The organism is Frigoribacterium endophyticum, assembly GCF_011759585.1.
In the GTDB taxonomy this organism is placed as follows: Bacteria; Actinomycetota; Actinomycetes; order Actinomycetales; family Microbacteriaceae; genus Frigoribacterium; species Frigoribacterium endophyticum.
On the sequence record NZ_JAAOYV010000002.1, the window covers coordinates 1118735 to 1142880 of the forward strand.

The 24146-nt window shown below is 70.9% G+C and carries 22 protein-coding genes and 1 pseudogene; 9 read left to right on the forward strand and 14 right to left on the reverse strand.

All coding sequences use genetic code 11. The features are described 5' to 3' along the window. Positions 1–62: 62 nt before the first annotated feature. The 8 genes from FHR77_RS12585 to FHR77_RS12620 form a co-directional block, all read right to left on the reverse strand. Positions 63–1289: an alcohol dehydrogenase catalytic domain-containing protein gene (locus FHR77_RS12585; protein WP_341777359.1), complete on the reverse strand. Its 1227-nt coding sequence runs from the start codon at positions 1287–1289 to the stop codon at positions 63–65. Beyond that, on the reverse strand, positions 1286–2068 hold the full coding sequence (locus FHR77_RS12590; RefSeq protein ID WP_167260689.1) for an HAD family hydrolase: 783 nt from the start codon (positions 2066–2068) through the stop codon (positions 1286–1288). The genes FHR77_RS12585 and FHR77_RS12590 overlap by 4 nt, the downstream gene beginning before the upstream one ends. Further along, entirely contained in the window at positions 2065–3471 is a 1407-nt protein-coding gene (locus FHR77_RS12595; RefSeq protein WP_341777360.1) for a TIGR03364 family FAD-dependent oxidoreductase, read from the reverse strand. Before FHR77_RS12595 ends, FHR77_RS12590 begins: the two co-directional genes overlap by 4 nt. Then, positions 3468–5306 carry a phosphonate ABC transporter, permease protein PhnE gene (phnE, locus tag FHR77_RS12600; RefSeq protein WP_167260691.1) on the reverse strand — a complete coding sequence of 613 codons (1839 nt, stop codon included), beginning with the start codon at positions 5304–5306 and terminating at the stop codon, positions 3468–3470. Before phnE ends, FHR77_RS12595 begins: the two co-directional genes overlap by 4 nt. Beyond that, positions 5303–6199 (reverse strand): phosphonate ABC transporter ATP-binding protein, encoded by an 897-nt coding sequence (gene phnC, locus FHR77_RS12605; protein WP_167260693.1) that lies wholly within the window; start codon positions 6197–6199, stop codon positions 5303–5305. The genes phnE and phnC overlap by 4 nt, the downstream gene beginning before the upstream one ends. 137 nt (positions 6200–6336) lie before the next feature. Beyond that, positions 6337–7266 carry a phosphate/phosphite/phosphonate ABC transporter substrate-binding protein gene (locus FHR77_RS12610; protein ID WP_056057878.1) on the reverse strand — a complete coding sequence of 310 codons (930 nt, stop codon included), beginning with the start codon at positions 7264–7266 and terminating at the stop codon, positions 6337–6339. Between the two features lie 291 nt (positions 7267–7557). Next, positions 7558–8451, reverse strand: a complete 894-nt coding sequence (locus FHR77_RS12615) for an EamA family transporter (protein ID WP_167260695.1) — start codon at positions 8449–8451, stop codon at positions 7558–7560. A 245-nt stretch (positions 8452–8696) separates the two neighbouring features. Then, on the reverse strand, positions 8697–9002 hold the full coding sequence (locus tag FHR77_RS12620) for a hypothetical protein (RefSeq protein WP_167260697.1): 306 nt from the start codon (positions 9000–9002) through the stop codon (positions 8697–8699). A gap of 144 nt (positions 9003–9146) precedes the next feature. Between FHR77_RS12620 and FHR77_RS12625 the strand changes: the two genes are divergently transcribed. Continuing rightward, positions 9147–9506: a hypothetical protein gene (locus FHR77_RS12625; protein ID WP_167260699.1), complete on the forward strand. Its 360-nt coding sequence runs from the start codon at positions 9147–9149 to the stop codon at positions 9504–9506. A gap of 41 nt (positions 9507–9547) precedes the next feature. Here FHR77_RS12625 and FHR77_RS12630 read toward each other — a convergent pair whose 3' ends face one another. Next, on the reverse strand, positions 9548–10393 hold the full coding sequence (locus FHR77_RS12630; protein ID WP_167260701.1) for an oxidoreductase: 846 nt from the start codon (positions 10391–10393) through the stop codon (positions 9548–9550). A gap of 184 nt (positions 10394–10577) precedes the next feature. Here FHR77_RS12630 and FHR77_RS12635 point away from each other — a divergent pair, with 184 nt between their 5' ends. From FHR77_RS12635 to FHR77_RS12650, 4 genes are all read left to right on the forward strand, one after another. Then, the gene (locus FHR77_RS12635) at positions 10578–11309 is read left to right on the forward strand and encodes a UTRA domain-containing protein (RefSeq protein WP_167260703.1); all 732 of its coding nucleotides are present in this window, start codon (positions 10578–10580) and stop codon (positions 11307–11309) included. Between the two features lie 90 nt (positions 11310–11399). Next, positions 11400–11855, forward strand: a complete 456-nt coding sequence (locus tag FHR77_RS12640; RefSeq protein WP_167260705.1) for a PTS sugar transporter subunit IIA — start codon at positions 11400–11402, stop codon at positions 11853–11855. Then, positions 11852–12154 carry a PTS sugar transporter subunit IIB gene (locus FHR77_RS12645; protein ID WP_167260707.1) on the forward strand — a complete coding sequence of 101 codons (303 nt, stop codon included), beginning with the start codon at positions 11852–11854 and terminating at the stop codon, positions 12152–12154. The genes FHR77_RS12640 and FHR77_RS12645 overlap by 4 nt, the downstream gene beginning before the upstream one ends. Then, a complete protein-coding gene (locus tag FHR77_RS12650) occupies positions 12154–13602 on the forward strand; it encodes a PTS ascorbate transporter subunit IIC (protein ID WP_167260709.1) in 1449 nt (482 codons plus the stop codon). The genes FHR77_RS12645 and FHR77_RS12650 overlap by 1 nt, the downstream gene beginning before the upstream one ends. 86 nt (positions 13603–13688) lie before the next feature. On the opposite strand, the gene FHR77_RS12655 is transcribed toward FHR77_RS12650, so the two are convergent. Together FHR77_RS12655 and FHR77_RS12660 are read right to left on the reverse strand one after the other, a co-directional pair. Then, the gene (locus FHR77_RS12655; protein ID WP_167260710.1) at positions 13689–14072 is read right to left on the reverse strand and encodes a hypothetical protein; all 384 of its coding nucleotides are present in this window, start codon (positions 14070–14072) and stop codon (positions 13689–13691) included. Positions 14073–14198: 126 nt separating this feature from the next. After that, on the reverse strand, positions 14199–15041 hold the full coding sequence (locus FHR77_RS12660; RefSeq protein WP_167260712.1) for an SDR family oxidoreductase: 843 nt from the start codon (positions 15039–15041) through the stop codon (positions 14199–14201). 154 nt (positions 15042–15195) lie between these two features. Here FHR77_RS12660 and FHR77_RS12665 point away from each other — a divergent pair, with 154 nt between their 5' ends. The 3 genes from FHR77_RS12665 to FHR77_RS12675 all read left to right on the forward strand — a co-directional run bounded on the left by FHR77_RS12665 (position 15196) and on the right by FHR77_RS12675 (position 17489). Continuing rightward, positions 15196–16116 carry a helix-turn-helix transcriptional regulator gene (locus FHR77_RS12665; RefSeq protein WP_167260714.1) on the forward strand — a complete coding sequence of 307 codons (921 nt, stop codon included), beginning with the start codon at positions 15196–15198 and terminating at the stop codon, positions 16114–16116. Positions 16117–16190: 74 nt separating this feature from the next. Further along, on the forward strand, positions 16191–17186 hold the full coding sequence (locus FHR77_RS12670) for an NADP-dependent oxidoreductase (RefSeq protein ID WP_167260716.1): 996 nt from the start codon (positions 16191–16193) through the stop codon (positions 17184–17186). A 96-nt stretch (positions 17187–17282) separates the two neighbouring features. Continuing rightward, on the forward strand, positions 17283–17489 hold the full coding sequence (locus FHR77_RS12675; protein ID WP_167260718.1) for a hypothetical protein: 207 nt from the start codon (positions 17283–17285) through the stop codon (positions 17487–17489). A gap of 272 nt (positions 17490–17761) precedes the next feature. Here FHR77_RS12675 and FHR77_RS16155 read toward each other — a convergent pair whose 3' ends face one another. The 3 genes and pseudogenes from FHR77_RS16155 to FHR77_RS16760 form a co-directional block, all read right to left on the reverse strand. Beyond that, positions 17762–18499, reverse strand: coding sequence for a tyrosine-type recombinase/integrase (locus FHR77_RS16155; protein WP_243861896.1), 738 nt, complete (start codon positions 18497–18499; stop codon positions 17762–17764). 63 nt (positions 18500–18562) lie between these two features. Beyond that, positions 18563–18898 (reverse strand): annotated as a pseudogene (locus FHR77_RS16700) (site-specific integrase); the annotation flags it as partial. Positions 18899–18901: 3 nt separating this feature from the next. After that, positions 18902–19129, reverse strand: a complete 228-nt coding sequence (locus tag FHR77_RS16760; RefSeq protein WP_167260722.1) for a helix-turn-helix transcriptional regulator — start codon at positions 19127–19129, stop codon at positions 18902–18904. Between the two features lie 4373 nt (positions 19130–23502). Between FHR77_RS16760 and FHR77_RS12690 the strand changes: the two genes are divergently transcribed. Next, positions 23503–23814, forward strand: coding sequence for a hypothetical protein (locus FHR77_RS12690; RefSeq protein ID WP_167260724.1), 312 nt, complete (start codon positions 23503–23505; stop codon positions 23812–23814). The last annotated feature ends 332 nt before the right edge of the window (positions 23815–24146 follow it).

Below are 24146 nucleotides of genomic sequence, written 5' to 3' on the forward strand. Positions count from 1 at the left end.
CGTACAAGGTGTACCGACACTACGTCGCGCTCCCGAGCGCGTCAAGGCCCCGTGGCCCGCGGTCAGCGCCGCGCCGGCCGCACCCCCACCCGCACCGCACCCGCCGACGCCGCCCGCTCGATCCCCGCGTCGAGGTCGGCCAGCGCGACCTCGTCGCCCACGAGCTCGGCGAGCGGCCACGCGCCGTGCCGCCGCTCCACGAAGCGGGCCGCCTCCACGAGGTGCCGCGGCGCGTAGTTGTGCACGCCCCTCACGGTGACCAGCCGACGGACGACGCTCTCGGCGTCGAGCGCGACGGCCGGAGCCGGGAAGACGCTGCCGACGAGGACGGCCACGCCTCCCACGCCGAGCCTCGTCAGCGCCGAGGCGACGGCCGAGGGCGCACCGGAGGCCTCCACGGCCACGAGCGGGGCGCCTCCGGCGACCTCGAGGGCACGGTCGATGCTCTCCGCCGCATCGGGCGCGGCCCCGGGATCGGCCGTGGCGACGGCTCCGAAGCGGGCGGCGAGGGTACGGCGAGCGGGGTCGGGGTCGACCACGACGACGCGGGCTCCGGCGTCGGTCGCCAGCGCCGCGACGGTCAGCCCGATCAGGCCGGCGCCGAGCACGAGCACCACCACGGGGGCGACGGCAGCGGCACCGGCACCCGCGTCGGCGTCGACACCGCCGCCCAGCGGCACGATCGCCGACGCCGCGTCGAGCGCCGCCACCGCGGTCGCCGTGCCGCACGAGACCGGCGCGAGCAGCGCCGTGTCGAGGTCGTCGGCGACCGGCACGACGGCCGTCCCGGCCCGCACGTGCACGTGGGTCGCGAAGCCGCCGCTGAGCTCCCACCCGGTCTCGAGCCGTTCGTGCCCGTACTTGCGCACCCGCTCGCACTTCTGCGGCAGGCCCCGCCCGCAGGTCGCGCACGCGCCGCAGCTCACCGTCAGCGACCAGACGACGCGCTGGCCGACGACGACCGGCGTGCCGTCGACCGCGACGGCCCCCGCGCCGACCGCGACCACGCGGCCGACCTGCTCGTGGCCGAGCACGAGCGGCGTCGGCGCTCCGCGATCGCCGCGCGTGGTGTGCACGTCGGAGCCGCAGATCGTCGCCAGCTCGACCTCGACCAGCAGGTCGCCGGGCGCGAGCCTGACGCTCGGCACGGCGACGGCGTCGTGCGGGCGGCCGGGCTCCGTCCAGACCATCGCGGTGGGCGCGGGGTCGAGCCGCAGCTCGACGAGGCTCCCCGCCGACACGGTGCCGGCAGCAGCACCGACGACCAGCGGCGCGTCGACCGTCGTCACGCGACCGGCACGGCGACCGCGGCGGGCGCGGCGACCGGCGCAGCCGCCGGCACCGCGACTCCCGCGAACTGCGGCAGCCCCGCCAGCTCGCGCACCGAGTCGAGCACCACGTCGGCGCCCGCCGCGAGCAGCTGCGCGCGGGTGTGCGCCCCGGTCGTCACGCCGACGACGAGGCCGGCCCCGGCGGCCCGGCCCGAGAGCACGTCGCTCGTCGTGTCTCCGACGACCGCGACGGCTGCCACCGACGAGGCACCCGTACGCAGCAGCGCGGTGAGCACGAGGTCGGGCGCGGGGCGGCCGCGACCGGCGTCGACCGGCGAGAGGGACGCGTCGACCGTCCAGCCGAGCGCGTCGAGCAGGCGGTCGCGCGTCGCGGGCGAGAACCCGGTGGTCAGCACGACCGACCGGCCGGAGGCGCGGAGCGCGTCGACGAGGTCGCCCGCGCCCGCGATCGGCTCGACCCCGAGCTCGTCGACCAGCTCGCCGTAGGCCACCTCGAACTGCCCGTTCGCCCGCTGCGCGAGCGGCTCGTCGCCGCCCGTCAGGTGCCGGAACACCTCGATCTTCGACTGCCCCATCGTGTCGCGCACGTGCTGCAGCGCCTCGTCGCGCGTCAGCGTCGGGCCGAGGTCGACCCGGTCGGCGACCCGCGCGAAGGCCTGCTCGACGACGCCGTCGTCGACGACCGTCGTGCCGGCCATGTCGAGCACGACGAGCTCGATCGCGGGGGCGGCGGGAGCCGCGGAGGCGGTGGCGGAGGGGGCGGGGAGGGTGCTCATGAGGCGGTGCTTCCTGTGAGGAGGGGGAGGTCGCGGCCGGAGGGAGCCGCGGCCCGCGACGTGGTGGCGGTGGGAGAGGAGGAGGAGGAGGCACCGACCGGTGGCCCGCCGAGCGCCGCGTCGCGCCCGCCGTCGAGGTGCGCCCCGACGACGTGCTCGGCGAGCCCGAGCCCGGTGGTCATGCCGATGCCGGTCGCGACGACCGTGACGAGCACGCCCGGCTCGACCTCGTCGACGACGAACTCGTCGCGGCCCGAGGCGTAGACGCCCTGCCACCGCTCGGTGACGACCGGCTCCGCGCCGAACAGCACGCGGAACTCGTCGAGGAAGGCCGTCGCGGCCCGCTCGCTCTGGAACGGCGCGATCGCCGCCCCCTTCTGGTGGCTGTCGCCGACGATGACGGTGCCGTCGGGCAGCTGCGTGTACATCTGGTTCAGGTCGAGCGCGGCGAGGTCGGGGCGCTCGGCGTGCAGCCGGGCCCGGACGGCGTCGGCGGCGGTCGTGCCCGCGAACGCGCTGTAGCGGATCAGCGACCACCCGGTCAGCAGCGGCGCCACGAGCGGCCGGGCGAGGTCGGCCCGCACGCGCAGCATGTCGAGCCCGCAGCGCTCCAGCTCCGAGCGCTCGGCGAGGTCGGGCAGCAGCTGGTCGAGGTCGTGGTTGGTCGCGACGACCACCGTGCCCGCCTCGATCGGGCCGCGGCTCGTCTCGACGCGCCCCGCGGCGACCGAGCCGACGGAGGTGCGGGTCAGGAAGCGCACCCCTCGCGACTCGAGGTGCCTGCGGATCGCGTCGGCCGCCTCCCGCGGGTCGACCTGCAGGTCGTAGGGCAGCAGGGCTCCGCCGAGCGTCGTGCCGGGAGCGACCGGGGCGAGCGCCGCGAGCGCGGCCTCGTCGAGGGGCTCGATCTCGGGGCGGTCGCCGAGCACCCGCGCGGTGCGCGCGGCGGCCAGCTCGTCGAGCAGGGCGAGCTCGTCGGCGTGCCGGGCGGCGACCAGGGTGCCGCGCTGCGAGACCCAGAAGCCGGCATCGCGGGCGAGCCGCAGCCAGAGCTCGCGGGCGGTGACCGCGTGCCGCCGGGCCTCGCCGCTCTGCGGGGTGAGGCAGAGGTGGCCGAAGTTGCGCACCGTCGAGCCGCCGATCGCGGCCGAGCGGTCGACGACGAGCACCGAGAGTCCGCGGTCGACGGCGGCGAGCGCCGCCCCGAGGCCGACGATGCCCGAACCGACGACGACCACGTCGTGCCGGTCCGCGGCGGGGCGGCGGGCGGCGGGTGCAGGCGCGGCGGTGGCGGGGGCGAGCGCGGCCGCGGCAGCAGCGGCCGCGCCGGAGCCGACGACCGGCCCGACCGTGCCGGCGACGGGCCAGCGGGACGGCTCGCGCGTGGGCGTGACCCCGCTCACCGGAAGACCCGCCGCATCCAGATCGCGAGCCCCTCGACGGCGAGCACCGTGACGAGGATCATCAGCACGATCGCCGTCACCGTCGCGTAGTTCGAGCCCTGGCTGGCGTTCAGCAGGTAGTAGCCGACGCCTCCCGCCCCGACGATGCCGAGCAGCGTCGCGGCGCGCAGGTTCGTGTCGAGCATGTAGAAGGTGTGGCCGATCAGCGCGCGGGTGCCCTGCGGCAGCGTCGCCGAGGCGTACACCTGGCCGCGTGAGGCGCCGGTCGCGGTGAGCGCCCGCTCGGGGCCTGGGTCGACCTCCTCGAACGAGTCGGCGATCAGCTTGCCGAGCAGCCCGACGCCGCCGAGGGCGAGCGCGAGCGTGCCGGCCTGGGTGCCGAGGCCGGTGACGACGATCAGCACGATGGCGAGGATCACCTCGGGCACCCCGCGGATGCCGACGAGCAGCAGGCGCATCCCGCCCCGCAGGCCGGGGTTCGGCGCGACGTTGCGGGCGGCGAGCGAGCCGATCAGCAGCGAGCCGCCGACGGTGAGCAGGGTCGCGGCGAGCGCGATCGAGATCGTCTCGCCCATCGCGGCGAGCATCGTCGACGCCTCGTAGCTGCCGAACGACGGCGGCCAGAACTGCACGGCGACGGCGGGCACGCCGCCCCACACGGTGAGCAGGTCCGACCAGGCGATGTCGCAGACGAGCACGCTGGCGACGACGACCGCGACGGCGGCCCAGCCCCACGAGACGCCGCGCACGCGGGCCCTGTCCCACGGACGGCGCAGCGCGGCCTCGACGGCGGCCGAGGGCGTGCCGGAGGCGCGGGTCAGGTCGGTCGAGAGAGCGGCCGCCGCGGGGGCGGAGACCGGGCCGGCACCGGAGGCGCGGGTCGAGCCGGCAGCGGAGCCCGCCGTCTCGGGGGCGGCGGCCTCCTGCCGGCCGGCCCCGCGCCTCCTCGTGACCCCGCGCACCACGCGGTCGCCGAGGCCCCGCCCGGTCGGCGCGACGCCGAGCATGGCGGCGCGCACCGAGCTCGAGACGACCTCCATGACGACGCAGAGCACGAAGATGACCAGGGCGTAGCCGAGGCCGAGCCCGTACTGCAGCGACTTGAAGGCGAACGACATCTGCATGCCGAGGCCGACCACGCCCACGTAGCCGAGGATCACGCTGCCGCGCAGGTTGATGTCGTTGCGGTGCAGCACGGTCGCCACCCACGACGGCAGCACCTGGGGCAGCACGCCCGCCGTGAACTGCTGCAGGCGGGTGCCGCCGGCCGCGCGGACGGCGGTGCGCGGGCCCTCGTCGATCTGCTCGATCGCGTCGGCGAAGAGCTTCGAGATCATGCCGACCGAGTGCAGGCCGATGGCGAGGATGCCCGGCAGCGTGCCGAGCGTGAAGAGCAGCACGAAGACCATGGCGAGCACCACGTCGGGCACCGCGCGGGCGAGCACCGTGACGAAGCGGGCGGCGGCGCGCCAGACCGGCCCGGGCGTCGTGTTCGAGGCGGCGAGCACGGCCACCGGCACCGAGAGCACGGCGGCGAGCAGCGTGCCGCAGATCACGAGGCCGAGGGTGAGGGCCGTGAGCTGCAGCAGCTCGCCGAGGGGCGGGAACTCGATCGCGCCGACGCGGCCGAGGAAGCGCTGCGCGTTCGACCAGCTCTGCACCATGCGGGCCGGGTCGATGTCGACGCTGCGCAGTGCGAGCACGCTCGCGACGAGCAGGGCCAGCAGGGTGAGGCCCGCGGCGACGCGCTCGGGCGAGGTGCGGCGCCGGGGAGGCGCGGTGACGGGAGCCAGCGGAGCCCCGGTCGTGCGCGGGCGCTCGACGACGGCGCTCATCGGACGGCGTCCCCGCGGAGGAGAGCGGTGCCGGTCGCGGCGCCGGTCGCGCTGCCGGTCGTGCCGCCGGCCCCGCCGCCGACCGCGGTCAGCTCGAGTTCGATCGCCTCGAACTGGTCGGTGCTCGTGGCGACGCGGCCGTAGATCTCCATCACCTGGGCCTTCGAGAGGCCCTCGGTCGCGGTGTCGAGCACGACCTGGCCGTGGCGCAGGCCGACGATGCGGTCGGCCCACGAGAGGGCGAGGTCGACCTGGTGCAGGCTGCAGATGACGGTGAGGCCCTCGTCGGCGGCGATCTCGCGGATCAGCGCCATCACCTGGTCGCTCGACTCGGGGTCGAGCGAGGCGACGGGCTCGTCGGCGAGCAGCACCTGGGGCCGCTGCATGAGGGCGCGGGCGATGGCGACGCGCTGCTGCTGGCCGCCCGAGAGGGTGTCGGCGCGCTGGTAGGCGCGGTCGAGCAGGCCGACGCGCTCGAGGCGGGCGAGGGCCTCGACCTTGGCGGCGCGGCCGTACGACCAGAGGCCGAGGCGGGGCCCGCGCACGGCGGCGAGCGAGCCGGTCAGCACGTTCTCGAGCACGGTCAGCGACGGCACGAGCTCGAACTGCTGGAAGATGAAGCCGACCTCGCTGCGCAGCTCGCGGAGCGCCCGGCCGGTGAGGCGCGTGACCTCCCGGCCCAGCACGCGGACGGTGCCCGACGTGGGCCGCTCCAGCCCGTCGACGTGGCGCAGCAGCGTCGACTTGCCCGAGCCCGAGAGGCCGAGCAGCACGACGACCTCGCCGCGGGCGACGGTGAGCGACGCGTCGTCGAGCGCGACGGTGGAGCCGAAGTGCTTGGTGATGCCCTCGAGGGCGACGACGGTCGCGGCGGGGTCGGCGTGCGGGGTCATGGGTCTCTCCGGGGGCTCGGTGGGGCGTGCGCGGCGGGGCGGGCGGGTGCGGGAGGCGCGGGGTGCGGGAGGGGAGGGCCTGCGGGAGGCGCGGTGGCGGTGGCGACCGTCACCGCGCCTCCCTCAGGCGGAGGCCGTCAGGCCTGGCACTGCGTGGCGTTCGTCTTCTCGCAGATGTCGCGGATCTCGTCGTAGTACGCGTCGTCGACCGGCGTGGTCTGGAAGAACACGCTGCGGAAGCCCTCGCTGTCGGCGCTGTCGATGCCCGCGGCGACCATGTCGTCGGCGGTGACGTTCGAGAGGATGTCCTTCAGCTGCGCCTTGACGTCGTCGGGCAGCGAGTTCGACTCGACGATCGGGGCGCCGGGCACCATCTGCTGGTCGATGACCTCGACGGCGTCGCTCTTGGCGACCTCGCTGTCCTCCGCGAAGCCGGCGTCGCACTCGGTGCCCTCGCCGGTCTTCTGCACGCTGACGTCGTGCTTGCCGGCGAACACCGGCGTGATGTCCTTCTCCGGGTCGATGCCGGCCTGCAGCAGGGCGTAGCTGGGGAAGAGGTAGCCCGAGGTCGACGAGGGGTCGACGAAGCAGATCTTCTTTCCCTTCATGTCGGCGATGCTCGCGATGTCGCTGCCCTTGGGCACGATGGCCTGCGAGTAGTAGCCGGGCTCCTGGCCCTCGGCGGTGGTGATCGACGAGATCGGGGTGAGCTCGGCGCCGTTGTTCGTGGCGGTGACGTAGGTGAAGCCCGAGAACGAGGCGACGTCGATCTGGCCGGCGATGCTCGCCTCGATCAGCGCGGCGTAGTCGGTCGACTCGTGGTACTCGACGGTCTTGCCGGTCTCCTGCGCGATGTAGTCCATCAGCGGCTGGTAGTTGGTCTCGGTGTCGACCGAGTCGGGCACGACGCCGAAGACGAGCGTGCTGTCGTCGACCGCGTAGCCGCCGGCGGCGCCGTCGTCCGAGCCGGTGGACGAGGAGGCGGGGCTGGAGCAGGCGGAGAGCGTGGCGGCGAGCAGCGCGGCGCCGAGCAGGGCAGTCGCGGCGCGGGGACGGCGGAGGGGCATGACGGCCTTTCGGGGTGGGAGCGGGACGTCACGATGGTGACACGAGGTCGACCGACGTAGGAACCTACCTCCTGCCTTGTTCAGCCCGAGTTCACGTGTTGTATGCCCAACCCCCTCTTCGGGGGGTTGCTGCTGGGGCGCGGCCGCCGCCTCCTCGGGGATGCGCCCTCGAGGTGCCCCTTCCTGGGCCCTCGCCCGCTCGGAGGGCCCAGAACGAGGCACCTCGACGACCCGCGCGGCGGCCGGGCGGCGAGGCGGCGGGGCAGCGCGCCGGCCGCTCGGCGAGGCGCGCTACAGGGCGAGCAGCGCGATGCCGCCGAGCACCACGCCCGAGGTGACGAGCCGCCCGCGGAGCGACCCCTCGCGCAGCACCAGCGCCCCGAAGACGGCGACCATGACGACGCTCGTCTCGCGCGCCGGCGCGACGAGGGCGACCGGGGCCGACTGGATCGCGACCAGCACGAGGATGTACGACAGCGGCGACAGCACCCCGAACGCCAGCACCTTCGCCCAGTGCGCACGCACGACGGTGAGCAGCTCCCGCCGCCGCCGGCCGAGCGTCGCCGAGTAGAAGACGACCTCGACCAGGGTGACCCCGACCATGAACGACACGGGCGAGAGCTGCCAGGTGCGGATCGCGTGGGCGTCCCAGATCGTGTAGGAGGCGATGGCCAGGCCGGTCAGGAGGCCCCAGGCGATGCTGGGGTCGAGCCCGCGCCTCCTCGGCTCCCCCGGTGCGGCGGCCGCGGGTCGCGCCGCGGCCCCGGCCCGGTCGACGAGCCCGGTGGCGACGACCCCGACCACGACGACGGCGATGCCGACGACGGCGAGGGGCGAGAGCCGCTCGCCGAGCAGGGCCACCGCGAGCGCGGCGCTGACCGCCGGGCCGGTGCCGCGGGCCGTCGCGTAGACGGTCGAGAGGCTGCCGACCGCGTAGCCGCGCTGCAGCACCGTCATGTAGACGACGTGGAGGACTCCGGAGGCGGTGGCCCCGACGGCGAGGCCGGCCAGGCTGCCGCCCCACCCGCCCGTGAACGGCACGACCGGCAGCCACAGGACGGCGCTGGCGACCGCTCCCCACCAGAGGAAGGGCGTGCCGGTGCGGCTGACGCCGTGGGCGACGACGTTCCACGAGGCGTGGCAGACGGCGGCGGCGAGGACGAGGAGGAGCGCGGTGGTGGACACGGAGGGACCCTTCGGGCCGGCGCGGGGCGCGCCGGTGGGGTCCTCCAGGCTTTTGTCCGTTCAGATGACGCCCGGGCGATGGCGCCCGGCCGTGGCGCCGCTCGGACCAGACGGGTGCTGTGACCCCGGAACCCTAGGCGCTGTCGGCGGGACTGTAGCAGGCGGGGGTGACGCGGCGGGGCGGGGCCGAGCGGGGCTGGGCGGAGCCGGGCGGGGCTGAGCGGGGTGCCGGAGTGGCGCTCTGCTCAGGCGTCGGGGGCCTGGGAGGGCGCCCGGCCGTGCGCCTCGTCGCGCTCGGCGGTGCGGACCCGCATGCCGCGGAGCCCCTTCGTCAGGTAGTACAGCCCCACGGCCACGAGCGGCAGGCTCGCCCAGGGGGTGTCGAGCGTCGACAGCAGGGTGACGCCGACGGCGAGGAAGACGACGCCGAGGGCGAGGTCGTTGGCCTTCGCGTCGGCGGCGGGGCGGGCGCCGCCGGTCGGGTCGGGCTTCGTCGCGGCGGGCTTCGTCGAGTCGGGGTTCGTCGAGTCGGGCTTCGTCGAGTCGTCCATCCGTCGACGCTACGACGAGCGGGCGGGCGTCGCCTCCGTCGCGCGACGGAGCCTCGGACTGCCGGTGCGGACCCAGCCGTGCGAGCTACCCTCGACGGAGTCCCCGCCGCTCGACGGCGCCCTGCCCCGTGACGGAGGCCCCGCATGCCGACCGACGACGCCGCCCCGACCGACCCGGCGAGCCCTCGCGACGACGACCTCGACGCCTGGTCGAGCGAGCGGCACCGCGAGCTCGAGCTGCTGGTCGCCCGCGACCGCGAGGTCGAGGCGGCCCGCCAGCACGAGGCCGAGCGCGCCGCTCGGGAGGCCCGGGCCGAGCACGCGGCCCGGCTCGAGCGGGAGCGCCGCCGCCGTGAGGCCGAGCTGCCGCCCGAGCTGCGCGACGCCGACGACGAGCCGTGGTCGGGCGGGCCGCGGCGGCGCCTCGTCATGGGGTCGTCGCGGGTGCTCGCGGCCGTGGCCCTCCTGGCCGCGATCGCCGTCGCGGTGACCGGGTTCCTCTAGGCCGACCCGCGCCTCCCCCGGGTCCGCTGCGGGGGCGTGTCTCAGCGACCGACGCCGGAGGCCCCGAAGTCGGTCGCGCGGCTGCGGTCGGCCCAGGCGTCGATGTCGGAGCGGAGGTCGTCGAGGGCGCCGGTGACGACGTCGACGGCGTCCGAGCCGAGCAGCAGGAGGTAAGGCGCCTCGCCCGACTCGACCGCGTCGACCAGGAGGCGGGCACCGGCGGCCGGGTCGCCCGGCTGGGTGCCGTGGGAGCTGTCGACCCCGACGCGGCGCTTGCCGGCGGTCTCGGCGTAGTCGTCGATTACCGTCGCCGACTCGGTGAGCGAGCGGCCCGAGAAGTCGGTGCGGAACGAGCCGGGCTCGACGACGGTAGCCGTGACGCCGAGCGGCGCGAGCTCGGTGCGGAGTGCCATCGTCATCTGCTCGATCGCGACCTTGACGGCGCCGTAGTAGCCCGAGCCGGGCCCGGTGCGGCGGGCGCCGATCGACGACAGGTTCACGATCGTGCCGCTGCGACGAGCGCGCATGCCGGGCAGGACGGCCTTGATCGTGCGGACCGAGCCGTGGAAGTGCGTGTCGAACAGGCGGGCGACGTCGGCGTCGTCGCCCTCCTCGACGGCCGCGCGGTAGCCGTAGCCGGCGTTGTTGACGAGCACGTCGACCCCGCCGAACCGCTCGGCGGCGAGCGCGACGGCCGCGGTCACCTGGTCGGCGTCGGTGACGTCGAGGGCGGTCGCCACGGCGTGGTCGGGGTGAGCGTCGGCGATGCCCTGCACGGTCGACGCGTCGCGGGCGGTGACGACGACGTCGTGCCCGCGGGCGAGGGCCTCCTCGGCGAAGGCTCGTCCGAGCCCCGTGGAGCATCCGGTGATCAACCAGGTCGACATGCGGTTCCTTCTCTCCGTGTGCGCGGGCACTCGTCGTGCCGACCTCGAGGCAACCAGGGAGGCGCGGTGCGCGTCACCCTGCTGGCCAGATTTGCGCGCACGCCCGGCCGGACGTACGCTCGACCAGTCATCATGACGACCTGACGACATGAACACCACTTCAGCAACGGCGCGGAGGCACCCTGTGGGCACGACGAGCGGCACGAGCAAGTACGTCGCGGTCCGCGAGCACCTGCTCTCGCGCATCCAGAAGCTCGAGGCGGGCGCGCAGCTGCCCGCCGAGCCCGTGCTCTGCGAGGAGTACGGCGTCAGCCGCATCACCCTCCGCCACGCCGTCGACGGGCTCATCGCCGACGGCCACCTCGTCCGCGAGCACGGCCGGGGCACGTTCGTCACCGAGCCGCAGTACCGGCTGCACTACCGCGAGCGCTTCGCCGACGAGGTCAAGGGGTTCCACGCCCAGCAGACCGAGGAGGGCGCCTCCGTCAGCACCCGCGTGCTCGGCCAGCGCGTCACACGGGCCGGCGAGGCGGTCGCCTCGCACCTCGACATCAGCTCGGCCGACGACGTCGTCGAGCTCACGCGGCTGCGGTTCGTCAACGGCTCGCTGCACCACCTCGTCGTGACCTGGCTGCCCCTCGCGCTCTTCCCCGAGACGGCCGAGGTCGACTTCACCGACGACTCCCTCTACGGCCACCTGCACCGCGTCCACGGCGTGACGCTCGCGCGCCAGGACCTCCTCGTCTCGCTCGCCACGGCCACCTCGGTGCACGCCGACGAGCTCGACGTGCCGCTCGGCTCGACGCTGCTCACGATCGCGTCGACCGTCTTCGACGGCGACGAGCGGGCCGTCGCGTACGGCACCAGCCACTTCACGCCGCAGAACAGCGAGATCGCCTTCGGCCTGCACGGCTGACCCGACCGGCGCCGGCCCTGCCGCCGACCCGCGACTCCTGCCCCCTCTCCGCCTCTCCTCGCCCCTCCCGCCCACGACCAGGAACGAACCGTGCTGACAGACCACCTCACCCCCGAGACCGTCCTCTTCGCCGACCGCGTCGACGGCTGGCGCGACGCGATCGCGCGGGTCGCCCGGCCCCTCCTCGACTCGGGGGCGATCCGCGAGAGCTACGTGACCGCGATCGTCGACTCGATCGCCGACGGCGGCACCTACATCGACCTCGGCTTCGGCATCGCCCTGGCGCACCGCCGCCCCGAGGACGGCGTCGTGCGGACGGCCCTCTCGAGCCTCCGCGTGGCCGAGCCGGTGCTGCTCAACGACGAGCCGGCCCACCCGATCGACCTCTTCCTCTGCCTCGCCGCCACCGACCCGCACAGCCACCTCGAGACGATGTCCGAGCTGGCTGAGCTCCTCTCCGACGAGACGCTCCGCACCGAGCTGCTCGCCGCCACCTCCGCCGCCGACACCCGGGCGGTCCTCCTCAAGATCGGACAGAACGCATGAAATTCCTCGCAGTGTGCAGCAGCGGCCTCGGCTCCAGCTTCATGGTCCACATGAACATCGAGAAGGTCCTCAAGGAGCTCGGCGTCACCGGGGTCGACGTCGACCACGCCGACCTCGGCTCGGTCGGGCCCGACTCGGCCGACGTCGTCTTCGTCGGTGCCGACCTCGCCGACTCGGTGGGCGGCCTCGGCGACGTCGTCGTGCTCGACAGCATCATCGACAAGGAGGAGCTCCGCACCAAGGTGCGCGAGACCGCCGTCCGCAAGGGCATCACCGTGCCGGCCGAGGACGCGAGCTGATGGACGGCGTCCTCTCCGTCCTCCTCGACGTCTTCCGCCAGCCGGCGATCATCGTCGCGCTGATCTCGCTCGTCGGCCTGCTGCTGCAGCGCAAGGCGTTCAGCGACGTGCTCAAGGGCACCGTCCGCACGCTGGTCGGGTTCCTCGTGCTCGCCGCGGGCGCCGGCGTCGTGGTGGGCGCGCTCGACCCGTTCGGCGCCATGTTCCAGCAGGCGTTCGACGTGCAGGGCGTCGTGCCGAACAACGAGGCGATCGTCGGGCAGGTGCTGCTCGACTACGGCTCGGCCGCGGCGCTGATCTTCTTCTTCGGGTTCATCGTCAACGTGCTCCTGGCCGCGACGACGACCTACAAGTACATCTACCTGTCGGGCCACGTCGCGTTCTACATGGCCGCGATGATCGCCGTCATCCTCGGCGTCGCGGGCTTCCCCGTCTGGGGCGTCGTGCTCTGGGGCTCGCTCCTCCAGGGCCTGGTCACGACGCTGTCGCCGGCGATCGTGCAGCCCTTCATGCGCAAGGTGACGGGCTCGGACGACGTCGCGCTCGGCCACACCGGCGGTGCGGGCATCGCCCTCAGCGGCCTCGTCGCGACGCTGACGCGGTCGAGGAAGAAGCCGTCGCGATCGACGGAGGACATCACTTTCCCGAAGGGGCTGGGCTTCCTCCGCGACACCACGGTCATCGTCGCGCTGTCGATGGCGGTCATCTACGTCGTCGTCGCTCTGTTCGCGGGGTCGGCCTACATCGAGTCCGAGCTCAGCGACGGCCAGAACTACATCGTCTACGTGGTCATGCAGGCGGCGACCTTCTCGGCGGGCGTCTTCATCATCCTGGCCGGCGTGCGGGTCGTCCTCGCCGAGATCGTGCCGGCCTTCAAGGGCATCAGCGAGCGCCTGGTCAAGAACGCGATCCCGGCGCTCGACGTGCCCATCACGTTCACCTTCGCGCCGAACGCGGTGCTCATCGGGTTCCTCGCGAGCTTCGTCGGCGGCATCGTCGGCATGTCGGTGATGATCTTCGCCGGCACGGCGATCATCATCCCGGGCGTCGTGGCGCACTTCATGACGGGTGCGGCCTCCGGCGTCATCGGCAACGCGGTCGGCGGGCGGCGCGGGGCCGTGCTCGGCGCCTTCGCCAACGGCGTCGCGATCACCTTCCTGCCGCTGTTCCTGCTGCCGGTGCTCGGCGACATCGGGCTGTCGAACTCGACGTTCTCCGACGCGGACTACGGCGTGGTCGGGGTGCTCTTCGGGCAGATCAGCCTCGCCGGCGGGCAGACCGCGGTCATCGTCAGCATCCTGGTGTCGCTGGTGCTCGTCTACGTGTCGAGCCTCGTCATCCGGTCGCGGCGGAACGCGGCGGCGGCGGCCGCTTCGGCGGCTGCCTCGGCGGCGACCGACGGTGACGTCGACGCGTCGCGGGAGGACGCCACCTCGTCGGCGCGCTGACGACGCCCTGCTCGACGGACGGCCCTCGCCTCACGGCGGGGGCCGTCCGTCGTGCCGTTCTCATGACATGGCGTGGCCGATGGCGATCACCAGGGGCCGAGGTCGCCGCCGGAGATGCCGTAGAGCGCGATGACCGCGATCGCGGCGGTCGCCAGCAGGCCCACGCCGAGCGGAGCCCAGTCCATGAAGACGTCGAGGCGCGAGCGCGGGGGCTTCGCCGAGGAGGCGGGGGTCGCGTCGCCGGGGCCGGCAACGGGGCCTGCGGCCGAGGGGCCTGCGCCGCGGGTCGCGGGCCGGGCGGGGCTGCCGGTGCTGCCGGTGCCGCCGCTCGCGGGCCTGAGGCCGGTCTCGGCCCGGTCGGGCTCGGAGGCGCCGTCGCCCTCGCGGTCTGCGGCCTCGAGGCTGCGGCGGAGCTCCTCCCGGAACCGGCGGTCGGCCTCGGAGCCGACGAACTCGTCGGGGTCGGTCATGGTGCTCCTGTCGCCTCGGCGGGGCAGATGCCCCGTCGGGTCGAATCGTACCGGCGGGCGCGCGGCAGCAGCAGCACGCCCGCGGTCCGCCGACCACTCGTGGAGGTGGAGGAGCAGCGGGTCGTCTCAGGCGTCGTGCGAGAGCGACTCGGAGAGGGCCCGGGTCGCCTCGATCTGCTGCTGCACCAGGGCCTGCTTCTGCTCGAGGCCGGCCACGGCGTCGGCGCCCGCGACGAAGCGCGCAGGCAGGGCGTCACCGTCGGAGAGCTGGACGAGGGCGTCGGCGAGCTTGGCCGGGTCGCCGCCCTGCTGACCGTTCATGCCGCGGAAGGCGGCCTGGGTCTGGGCGGTGCCCTCGGCGTAGTCGGCGATCTCCAGCTCCGGCCAGATCGTCGACGAGCCCTCGACCAGGAGCTCGGTGCGGAAGAAGCCCGGCACGACCGTCATCGACGCGATCCCGAAGGGCTCGAGCTCGGGGGCGAGCGACTCGGCCCAGCCCTCGAGCGCGAACTTCGACGCGGCGTAGGCGGAGGTGAAGGCCCCGCCGACGAAGGCGGCCGTCGAGGTGACGGTGATGACCTGGCCCGATCGCTGCTCGCGCAGCAGGGGGAGGACGGCCCGGGTGACGTTCAGGGGGCCGAAGAAGTTCGTCTCCATCTGCGCCCGGAACTGCTCAGGGCTCAGCGTCTCGAAGAAGCCGGCGTAGAAGTTGCCCGCGTTGTTCACGAGGACGTCGACCCGGCCGAAGCGCTCGACGGCCGCGGCGACGGCGGCCTCGGCGGCGGCGGGGTCGGTGATGTCGAGGGCGAGGGCGAGGAGGTCGTCGTGGGCGCCGACGGCGGCCTCGACCTTCGAGGCGTCGCGCCCCGTCGCGACGACGGAGTGCCCCGCCGAGAGCGCGGCTCGCGCGATCTCGGTGCCCAGCCCGCGGCTCGCTCCGGTGATGAACCAGACGTTCTCGTCAACCATGTCGATCTCCTCGTCGTCGAGCGGGCCGCTGTGGTGCGGGCCCGCGGTGGTGATGCCCCCAGTCAACGCAGCTGGTCGCTCCGGAGCCAGACCCGCTCGGAACGGGCCCCGCGAGGACCCCCCTCCCGACCACGACGCGCCCTAGGTTCGGAGCATGGACGCAGAGCACGACGACATCGGGGGCTTCCTCACGTCCCGCCGAGCACGGCTGTCGCCGACCGACGCCGGCCTGCCCGACTTCGGCGGTCGTCGACGAGTCCCCGGCCTGCGACGCGAGGAGGTCGCCCTGCTCGCCGGCGTGAGCCCCGAGTACTACCGCAAGCTCGAGCGCGGCACCGCGCTCGGGGTCTCCGAGACCGTCCTCGAGGGCATCGTCCGAGCCCTGCAGCTCGACGAGACGGAGGCCGCGCACCTGTCCGACCTCGTGCGGGCGTCGGCCGTCGACCGCCGCCCCGTGAGGAGGCGCCCCTCACCCCGCAGGGACCAGATCCGCCCCGGTGTCCAGCAGATGCTCGCCGCGATGACGATCGTGCCCGTGTTCGTCCAGAACGGTCGCCTCGACGCCGTCGCCACCAACGCCCTCGGTCGGGCGCTCTTCTCCGAGCTGTTCCGCGGTGGGGGCAGCCCCGTCAACGCGGCCCGCTTCGTGTTCCTCGACGCTCGGTCGAGGGAGTTCTACCGTGACTGGGACGCCGACGCGAGACAGATCGTGGCGCTCCTGCGGCGGGAGGCAGGCCGCTCGCCCCACGACGAGGAGCTGACCGCCCTCGTCGGCGAGCTGTCGACCCGGAGCGACCTGTTCCGCAGGCTCTGGGCCTCGCACGACGTCCGCGAGCACCGGACGGGCACCAAGTCCGTCCACCATCCCGTGGTCGGCGACCTGACGCTCTCCTTCGAGACGATGGACCTCACGTCCGAGCGCGGCCTGCAGATGCTCGTCTTCACGGCAGAGCCCGGCTCGCCGTCCGCCGCCGGTCTCCAGCTGCTCGCCGACGCCGTCACCCGCTCGTCGGTGCCCGTCGACGCTCCTGGTGCCGCGCCCGTCGTCGAGGGACTCACCACGCGCCTCCCCTGACAGGACGGCTGAGTGCGCTCACCATTGAGCGCGCTCGGAAGAGCGCCCCGACCGACCAGCCAGGAGCCCCCACCATGCGAGCCTTCGCCTTCGACGCCTACAAGGGACCGCTGCACGAGGTCACGGTGCCCGAGCCGACGGTCGGCGCCCACGACGTCCTGATCGAGGTCCACGCGGCGGGGCTGAACGTCCTGGACGCGAAGATCCGCCAGGGCGACTTCAAGCTCGTCCTCCCCTTCGATCTGCCGCTGACCCTCGGTCACGACCTCGCCGGCACGGTGGTCGAGGTCGGCGCGGCCGTCAGCACCCTGTCGCCCGGTGACGAGGTCTTCGCCCGTCCCCGTGACCCGCGCATCGGCAGTTTCGCCGAGCGCATCGCCGTCGACGAGGCCGACGTCGCCCTCGCTCCGACCTCCGTCAGCACCGTCGAGGCGGCGTCGTTGCCCCTCGTCGCGCTGACCGCGTGGCAGGCGCTGGTCGAGCGCGGCGACGTGCAGCCCGGCCAGAGGGTCCTGATCCACGCCGGGGCCGGCGGTGTCGGCACCATCGCGATCCAGCTCGCCGCGCACCTCGGCGCCCACGTCGCCACGACCGCGTCGGCGCGCGACGTCGACTTCCTCCGCGAGCTCGGCGCCGACGTCGTCCTCGACTACCGGACCCAGGACTTCGAGGAGGAGCTGTCCGGCTACGACCTCGTGCTCGACAGCCTCGGCGGAGAGAACCTGTCGAAGTCGCTCCGAGTGCTCGAGCGCGGTGGCCTCGCGATCGGCATCCAGGGGCCGCCCGACCCCGCGTTCGCGAAGGCGGCCGGGCTGAACCCCGTGCTGCGCCTGGCCATCGCGGGCCTGAGCCGCAAGGTCAGGGCCCAGGCGCGCAAGCTCGGCGTCTCGTACGAGTTCCTCTTCATGCGCGCCGACGGCCGTCAGCTGGTCGAGATCGCGGCCCTGGTCGACGCGGGCGTCATCCGACCCGTCGTCGGGAAGGTCGAGCCCTTCACCGAGACGGCGGTGGCCCTCGCCCGCCTGGGGAAAGAGAGCGTCCGGGGCAAGGTCGTCGTCACCGTCCCCTAGCAGCCGGACACGTCGACGCTGCAGGGGTCGCTCCGGTTGCTCACGCTGCTGGTGCTGAACGAGGCGAGGTCGACGTGCAGCTCGTAGGCTCGTCGCATGACGAACACGTGGCCAGCCGTCCAGATCGCCTTGTCCGCGGTCGTCCTCGTGTGCGCGGTCGTCCTCATCGCTGGCGACAGCCAGCTGGTCGGCGTGCTGATGTCGATCAGCGCTGTGGCCTCGATCGCCGTAGCCGCACGGACCATCGTGGTGAACCGTCGCATCGAGCGGCAGCACGCGGCCCTCGAGGCGAGCGACGCGTAGGTGACGGGGCGGCCTCTCGACTGCGTCGGACATCCGCCCGTCGTGCCGCTGCCTCACCGCGGCGCCTCCGAGCGGGAAGAGAAAAGCCCCGAGCCCCTCGTCGATGCAAGGTTCTCGGGGCTTCTGCTCTGGCGGTACCGGTGGGATTTGAACCCACATGACCACACCCGGTGGCTCGGGATAGACGTTACATTCGCCTCGTAAACGAGTGAAGTAGAGGCGGTTGCTCACACCTTGCATCGGGTCCTTGCAGGCTCTCCGTTACTGCTGCGTTACTGCTCGAGTCGCAGCCGACGCGCGCTGTCGAGGGCGACGGCCACGCTCTCGAGGTCGTCCTCGTAGAGATCTGAGTACGTATCGAGGGTCATGGCGGCGGAAGCGTGTCCCAGCATTCTCTGGACGGCCTTGACGTTGGCGCCAGCGCTGATGGCGAGCGAGGCCGCAGTGTGGCGGAGGTCGTGCGGGGTCAGTTTTGGCATCATGTTCGGCTCCGCGTTGCCGCTGGCGCGCGCCTCGGCGGCCAGAATCTCGTCTTCAGCGCGCACACGAGCCACGGCAGCCACGAACCAACCTCGTCGCAGATCGCCTGACCGCAGGTGCTTAAGCCCATCCCCCCAGACAAGGTCCTCGGAGCTCTTGCCTTTACAAGCCCTGCTGATGGCTTGGTCGAGGAAGGGTGGGAACACAACTGCTCGGCGCTCGTGTGTCTTCGGTGTCCCAATGACGATCTGTCCGTTCACAGACACTGCATTCTCCTCGATGCGGATACGCCGCGAGACTTGGTCGATGTGCTTGACCCTGAGGCCCGTCGCCTCGCCCCAACGCAAGCCAGTGTAAGAGAGGAAGCGAATTAGGTCGGCGTACTTTGCGGCACGCGCGAGACGTTCGACTTGCTGGTGCGAGAGGTAGGCACGGGTCCCCTTCTTCTTTCTCGGCAGCTTGACGTCTCGAGCCGGGTTGGTGGAAATGCGCTTGTCCTTGACCGCGCCTTCGAGAATGGCCGCCAGCATGCCATGAGCTCGTGCCACCAATGTCCTACTCCGATCGCGCGCAAGAAGAGCGACCCACGCCTGCACCTCTGTATGCCGAATCGAGCCGACGGAACGGCTACCCCATTGAGGCTCGACGTGCACACGCCAGGCCGACTCGTCTGAATAGAAAGTTGACGGCTTGACGGTCGACTGGTGTGCGGTGAGCCACGCGGCGCCCAAGACAGCGACGGTAGCGCGGCTGTCACTCGGGGCAATGTAGGCCCCCTGAAGCTTGGACACCTCAACTGTGTCTAGGTAGGCCTGAGCATCCCGCTTCAACTTGAACCCGCCTTTTCGGGCGGGCCTGCTATCTGGCCTGCGGTATCGCGCTTCGAAACGCTTGCCAGCTCGCGTTTCGTAGGCGTGGATGCTTCCCACGGGCTACCGCACCTCCTGAGAGGTGCTGCTGTATTCCTGGGCCAGGAGCCAAGCGTCGATGCTCTCTGGGCGGTATCGGACGGACTTGCCGATCCGCACGAAGGCCGGGCCGGTTCCGGTGATGCGTTTCTCGCTCAAAGTCCGCTCCGTCAGCCCAAGTCGATCAGCCAGGGTTGCGGGCGTGATGAGGGAATCGAGGACAGCGGTGCTGGTGGGAGTGCGCGACGGCATGGAGGGTCCTTTGTTGGACCCTCAAGTCGTGCAGGCTCTATCCCTGAAGGTGTGAACCGTTAGCAAAGCTACCGGCGGGAGTTCGTTCTCCCTGCGACGCAATCACCCCAACCGTCGATTGCATTGGTAACGATGCTGCTTCGTCGCTTCTCTTTAATCGGCTTGAAGTATGGCACAGGTACTCACGAGTTCGTTGCGTTTATCCACCCGAAAAGTTGGCCCAATGGCGTCGTTGCTTGCAGAAGATAGCTGGTTGCCTCCAGCCGCCGAGCGGCTTGTCCAGGACCGAATTCGCCTGTCCTCAGACGGAGTATGCGTTGGACCAACGCCTGGCCAGGTCGCTGGCGCCCGTGTTCGCCGGCCCGATGAGTCGAGTAAGTCGCCCCTAGTTGCCTGCGGACCCCACGAAAAACTCTTGCAAATCATTCTGAAAATGATTTCGCAAATGATTCCTCGGGAATTTGCGGACGAGAGGGGCTGCGCGGAGGCGCATCACCTCGCCGAGGCAGGGGGCATTTCCCACGGATAACCACCCGCTTCTAGGCCCCCAAGGTCAACCTTCACGACGTTGAAGCGCATCCGACGCCACGCTGCGCCAGACGCCGGCAGCGTGGTGCGGGTTGCAATGGGCCCGACTGTCACTGCTCGAGCAAAACGATCGGGGACCCGTGCCATGTAGCGGCTCAAACCTTTTCAGCCGGGCGGACTGTTCAAGCTCGCGAGCGGCAGAAGGATCGACATCAGTTGGGTCGCCGCGCATAACCAGCTCAAATGCCAGCGCAGCGGCCTAGGTAGCTTGTGGCAGCCCGGAAGGACCGTGTACGGGGTGCCTCGATCCACGTGTCCGAGGCGGAGAGATCGCTTGCCGCGTCAACTCGGATCGACTGATGCTGCGCGCGTTCCATCGACTGACTGACGTTGTCGACGGACTCGCGACACGACATTGGGCTCCTTGACGGAGTCCCCGAGGACGGCCGGAGCATCGCCCTGATGGGAGACATCGAGACCCCCTCCTGCGAGTCTGGATCGGGTCGAATCTGGCAGGTCCGAGAGCCACAAGACCGTCGCAATCTGTGTGCCTGACACGTTTTCCTAAAGAGAGGCCGGAGTCACCTTCCCTTATGCTCTTCGTGATTTTCAGGAGTTTTCTGCGCAACAGTCCCCAAGTGGCTCCATAAGGAGCTTCTCATCGGCAAAATCGGCTGTTCCAAGCCCCCTGTCGACAGCCTTTGAAAGGTCCGCCAGGGGACCTTGGGTTTTCAAAGTGGCACCCCGCAGCCCCGGAAACACGGGGAATGGCTGTCGACAGGCATTTCCGAGGAGTGACTCCGTATGAACAGCAGTCAACAGAGGCCTTCCTGAGCACGCTCCCCGTACTTTGAAAACTCGCGCCGCCGCGCTGGTCCCACCCATCCCCGGGTAGTCGCTTTTGGCCTGGTACCAGGAGGCTGGCTGGTACCAAGGGCACGATTTGGCCGCGGAAAGTCGGGGTTGCGGTGGTACCCGTCATTTTCTTCGTGTGGCACAGCGGTACCACCCCGTGCGGGCTGTGCATAGAGGTCACCAGCACGGGCGCTCAGCAGGCTCCCCAAAGCGCCCAAGACGAAGAAGGACGCCCGCTAAGAGGAAAGCCCTTGCTGATGCGCGGGGTGCTCGCAGAGACGCCGTCACCTCTCTGCCGCAGGACGGGTGTCAATTCCAAATGCTGGACACGATTCCGACTGTCTAGCGGTCTACTGGAATGAGTTGCAGCCGTCACTTGCTCGGGTGAACAACCACCGCCGAGGATCTTGTTCCAACATTCACTGGCGGCCATGCAGTATGGCGCGCCGACCTTCAGGTGCACACGAGTAAGGCGGGGCCGTTCTAGCGAACGTGTTGTTGCCACCTGGCCTTGGGCCCTGGCAGGGCTAGGTCGCTAGGCAGGACTTAGTCCCATAGGTGCCCACAGTGCGGCACGACCATATTCCGGCGCCGCCGTGCGGCAATACGGTTTAAGGCCCCTGGAGGCGGCGGGTGAAGGACAGCCAGATGCGGGATGTGCCAGTGATCAGCAGTGATCCTGCCCGCGCCGATCTGGTGCCCCATTCCCTCGTCGTAGCCCTCGCGAATAGGCGCAACCTTCGGTGACGCCACACTAACTGCGGCCCACCCCGCGGCCACATCGCGGTCACAGATGGACCGAAAGCGCCCCATATGTGTCCGCCTGCGGCCGCGATTTGACCATTCCAGCCCACTCAGGCAATCCACTGAGGCTTTTAGGCGTGATTTTCGCGGCGCTCAACTTGGTGCCCTGAATGTGACCGGAAAAAGGCCGCAGTTCGCCCACAACGTGGCCATCATCACCGCAATGAAGCGCGAGCCGGAGTGCATTGCGTAAGTTGGCCACAACTTGGTCACGCGCGGGCCGCTCACAGCCCCGCAAGAACCCACAAATGGCCTCTACAGAGACGCCATGGAGCTGCGAGCACACCGCTTACCCAAAGTTTTAGTTTCTTACGCAGAAGTGTTGACGTAAGAGCGGGGGGTCTTCCGAGAAGCTTGGCGAGGGGGCATCTATTGAGCGACGCGAGGATCAGCCTTTGCCATCTGGCCCGGCCGCCCTCGTGAATCAAGATGCCGAAGCACGTGTATTCCCGGCGACGGCTTTGCCGGCGCGAACCTCTCACGACCTAGCCCCCTGCCGATGCCGGGGCATTTACGGACGGTCGACGCCTTCGAATCGATGTTGCTACCTGTTCACGCCAAGCGCGGTTGTGCTCGTTTACGAGGGGATCCTGATCTTGAAAGGACCTGATCAGGGCACCTTTTATGAATTGACATCAGCCTTTGATGGTGCCAACCTGCCCCAATGCGATCACATCAGTTAGGCCCGCAAATCGACGCCCGCGTGGGCTCTCTCGGCCCCAGTCGAGCGCTCCGTGGCTGATACGACATGGCGAGATGCATGGCCTGTGTTTCGAGTCACCCTCATCGATGAGACGGCCCGTTGCCTTGCTAATCAGCGAGCTGCGTCGACACTCGATCCGTCGACGAGATGGGATGGCCTGTCAGGCATCGAGCAAAAGAACCTCGTGGAAGGCATAGCGTCAGTTTTTCTGGCCATGGACGAGGCCATGAGCGTCCTTAACGCGGTAGGAAGAACGAGCACGGCCGAATGAGGCAACAGCACCCGATTTGGTGGTCACGTCAATCGACCCCACCTCCCGCGCCTTGGCTTTACGCCTTCGAAGAATTCACCAGCGGCGAGACTGTCCAGCACTGGGGAGAAGCTTCGGCGTTCCTCATCCTGGAAGCGAGACGCAAAACGCGCGAGTGGCCTACTTGGGGTGAACTCTTCATGGACCTCTTCCCCAGTACGTGCGGGCTGCCAAGCCTGCTGCCCGACTCGATACCCTCGAACAAGCAATACCGCGCTCGCAGCGAATTTCGATTTCACACCCTGAACGCTTGGCGCCGGGCGGGCTGGATCACCTGGGGGAATGACCATTACCGCAGTTTGCGGCCGCAAAAACGACGCTGAAACTGGCTCATCTGTAGATGCAAGAACGCGACTGCACCGCCCCGGAGGGCCGGGAAGCGCCGTCACGATGAGCACCCCAGAGCACCCCTGAGCCCGACGATCCCTTAGAGCAGCGTCTAGAGATCACGAGGCCCCCGAGCTCCGTGCAAGAGGGTCTCAAGAAAACCTTGCACTTCTCAGCTCCGACTGCTTCTCCAGCCGCACGGTCGTCGTAGTGCCCATGGCACTGGCATTCAAGCTGACCTCCCCATCCTCGAGACAAGTCCCTCAGGCCGTTGGTCGAAGCGAGCATCGCGCAGTCGGGCGCGGCAGCATGGCGCGTCGACGGCCAGGCGTAGGGGGCATTGCCGGCGGGCGGCGCGTAAGTATGGCTCACAGATCGAACATTCGTCACCGCGTCTCCTAACCAGGTGATGGTGGTGTCGGTGGTGATGACGGCGGCCTTACAGGGCCTCGTCGCGTCCAGAGTTGGTCTGCTTCAAATGCCGCCGAGATCAGTGTCGGCTGCTGCTTCGAGCGTCGACTCCTCCGCCGGCGTGCTGCCCGACCCGACGTTCATTCCAGCGTCGAAGGAGTCGGTAGGGCCGGAACCTCTGCAGCCCCTAACGCAAGAGGTGCGACGAAGGCGCCTCCTCCGACGTGCTTCGACACCGCGTCTGCGTCGTGAATCGAACCTGCGACGAGCAGCGTGGATTTTGCGCGTGCGACGCTCTCTCTGAAGTCCTTCGCTCGGGCTCGACGCGGACGGCGTGGCACCGCGACCACAGGAGCGGGCGGCTTCAGTTGGGCGCCGGCGCTTCGCGAGCTAGCGCGTTCGCCTCGAGGCCGATGCGTGAGGCATCATCAGAGGATGGACCGCCCCAGGGTGGTCGAGGTAGCGAACGAGGCTAAGACAGATGTCCGGACGGCCATGGCGGCGCTTCGTCGCCTCGGCGTCGAGGTGGCTGGTCCGACGGTCCGCATCGACGGCGATGTCGCCGATCAGCTGCGGATCGCCCTCGGCCGTCCCTCGACCGCGGCCATAGACCTTGTCCCGCCAGCCGACGTCCCCGCGAGGAAGCTGCCGATGCCGATCGACACCGAGGCCGCCGCGGCCCACGGAGCGCCCAACCAAGCGGCCGAAGTCTCGGCAGCAGGGCATCCTCCGGTCGGAACGCGTTGAGGCTCTGAAGGCGCTCATCCCGGGACTGTACGCAGCCCTTCAGGGTATGGAGGCGGGGTCGCTGCCCGACTCGCCCCTATTGGTCTTCCACGACGGAGAAGCGACCCCGCACTACGGCGTTAGGACTCTGAGCGGTGATTCGTGGCGGCCGCCGGCCGGCAGTGGACCGAGCATGAACACCCTGCTGGATCCCCTACGAGCGCTCGACCGTCACTACGTCGCGAAGGGGTGGACCCCACCCAACGTCGCCATAGCCATCGACGTGACTCGACGACGTGCTTGGCATGGGCGCTCGCTCGCCGCCGTCCGGAAGAACGAGACGGGGCACTTCG

Bases quoted from the DNA above. Each gene is read 5' to 3' on its own strand.
- FHR77_RS12590 (WP_167260689.1), bottom strand. From the start codon at position 2,068: ATGAGCACCCTCCCCGCCCCCTCCGCCACCGCCTCCGCGGCTCCCGCC.
- phnE (WP_167260691.1), bottom strand. From the start codon at position 5,306: ATGAGCGCCGTCGTCGAGCGCCCGCGCACGACCGGGGCTCCGCTGGCT.
- phnC (WP_167260693.1), bottom strand. From the start codon at position 6,199: ATGACCCCGCACGCCGACCCCGCCGCGACCGTCGTCGCCCTCGAGGGC.
- FHR77_RS12610 (WP_056057878.1), bottom strand. From the start codon at position 7,266: ATGCCCCTCCGCCGTCCCCGCGCCGCGACTGCCCTGCTCGGCGCCGCG.
- FHR77_RS12620 (WP_167260697.1), bottom strand. From the start codon at position 9,002: ATGGACGACTCGACGAAGCCCGACTCGACGAACCCCGACTCGACGAAG.
- FHR77_RS12625 (WP_167260699.1), top strand. From the start codon at position 9,147: ATGCCGACCGACGACGCCGCCCCGACCGACCCGGCGAGCCCTCGCGAC.
- FHR77_RS12630 (WP_167260701.1), bottom strand. From the start codon at position 10,393: ATGTCGACCTGGTTGATCACCGGATGCTCCACGGGGCTCGGACGAGCC.
- FHR77_RS12645 (WP_167260707.1), top strand. From the start codon at position 11,852: ATGAAATTCCTCGCAGTGTGCAGCAGCGGCCTCGGCTCCAGCTTCATG.
- FHR77_RS12650 (WP_167260709.1), top strand. From the start codon at position 12,154: ATGGACGGCGTCCTCTCCGTCCTCCTCGACGTCTTCCGCCAGCCGGCG.
- FHR77_RS12655 (WP_167260710.1), bottom strand. From the start codon at position 14,072: ATGACCGACCCCGACGAGTTCGTCGGCTCCGAGGCCGACCGCCGGTTC.
- FHR77_RS12660 (WP_167260712.1), bottom strand. From the start codon at position 15,041: ATGGTTGACGAGAACGTCTGGTTCATCACCGGAGCGAGCCGCGGGCTG.
- FHR77_RS12665 (WP_167260714.1), top strand. From the start codon at position 15,196: ATGGACGCAGAGCACGACGACATCGGGGGCTTCCTCACGTCCCGCCGA.
- FHR77_RS12670 (WP_167260716.1), top strand. From the start codon at position 16,191: ATGCGAGCCTTCGCCTTCGACGCCTACAAGGGACCGCTGCACGAGGTC.
- FHR77_RS12675 (WP_167260718.1), top strand. From the start codon at position 17,283: ATGACGAACACGTGGCCAGCCGTCCAGATCGCCTTGTCCGCGGTCGTC.
- FHR77_RS16155 (WP_243861896.1), bottom strand. From the start codon at position 18,499: ATGCTGGCGGCCATTCTCGAAGGCGCGGTCAAGGACAAGCGCATTTCC.
- FHR77_RS16760 (WP_167260722.1), bottom strand. From the start codon at position 19,129: ATGCCGTCGCGCACTCCCACCAGCACCGCTGTCCTCGATTCCCTCATC.
- FHR77_RS12690 (WP_167260724.1), top strand. From the start codon at position 23,503: ATGGACCGCCCCAGGGTGGTCGAGGTAGCGAACGAGGCTAAGACAGAT.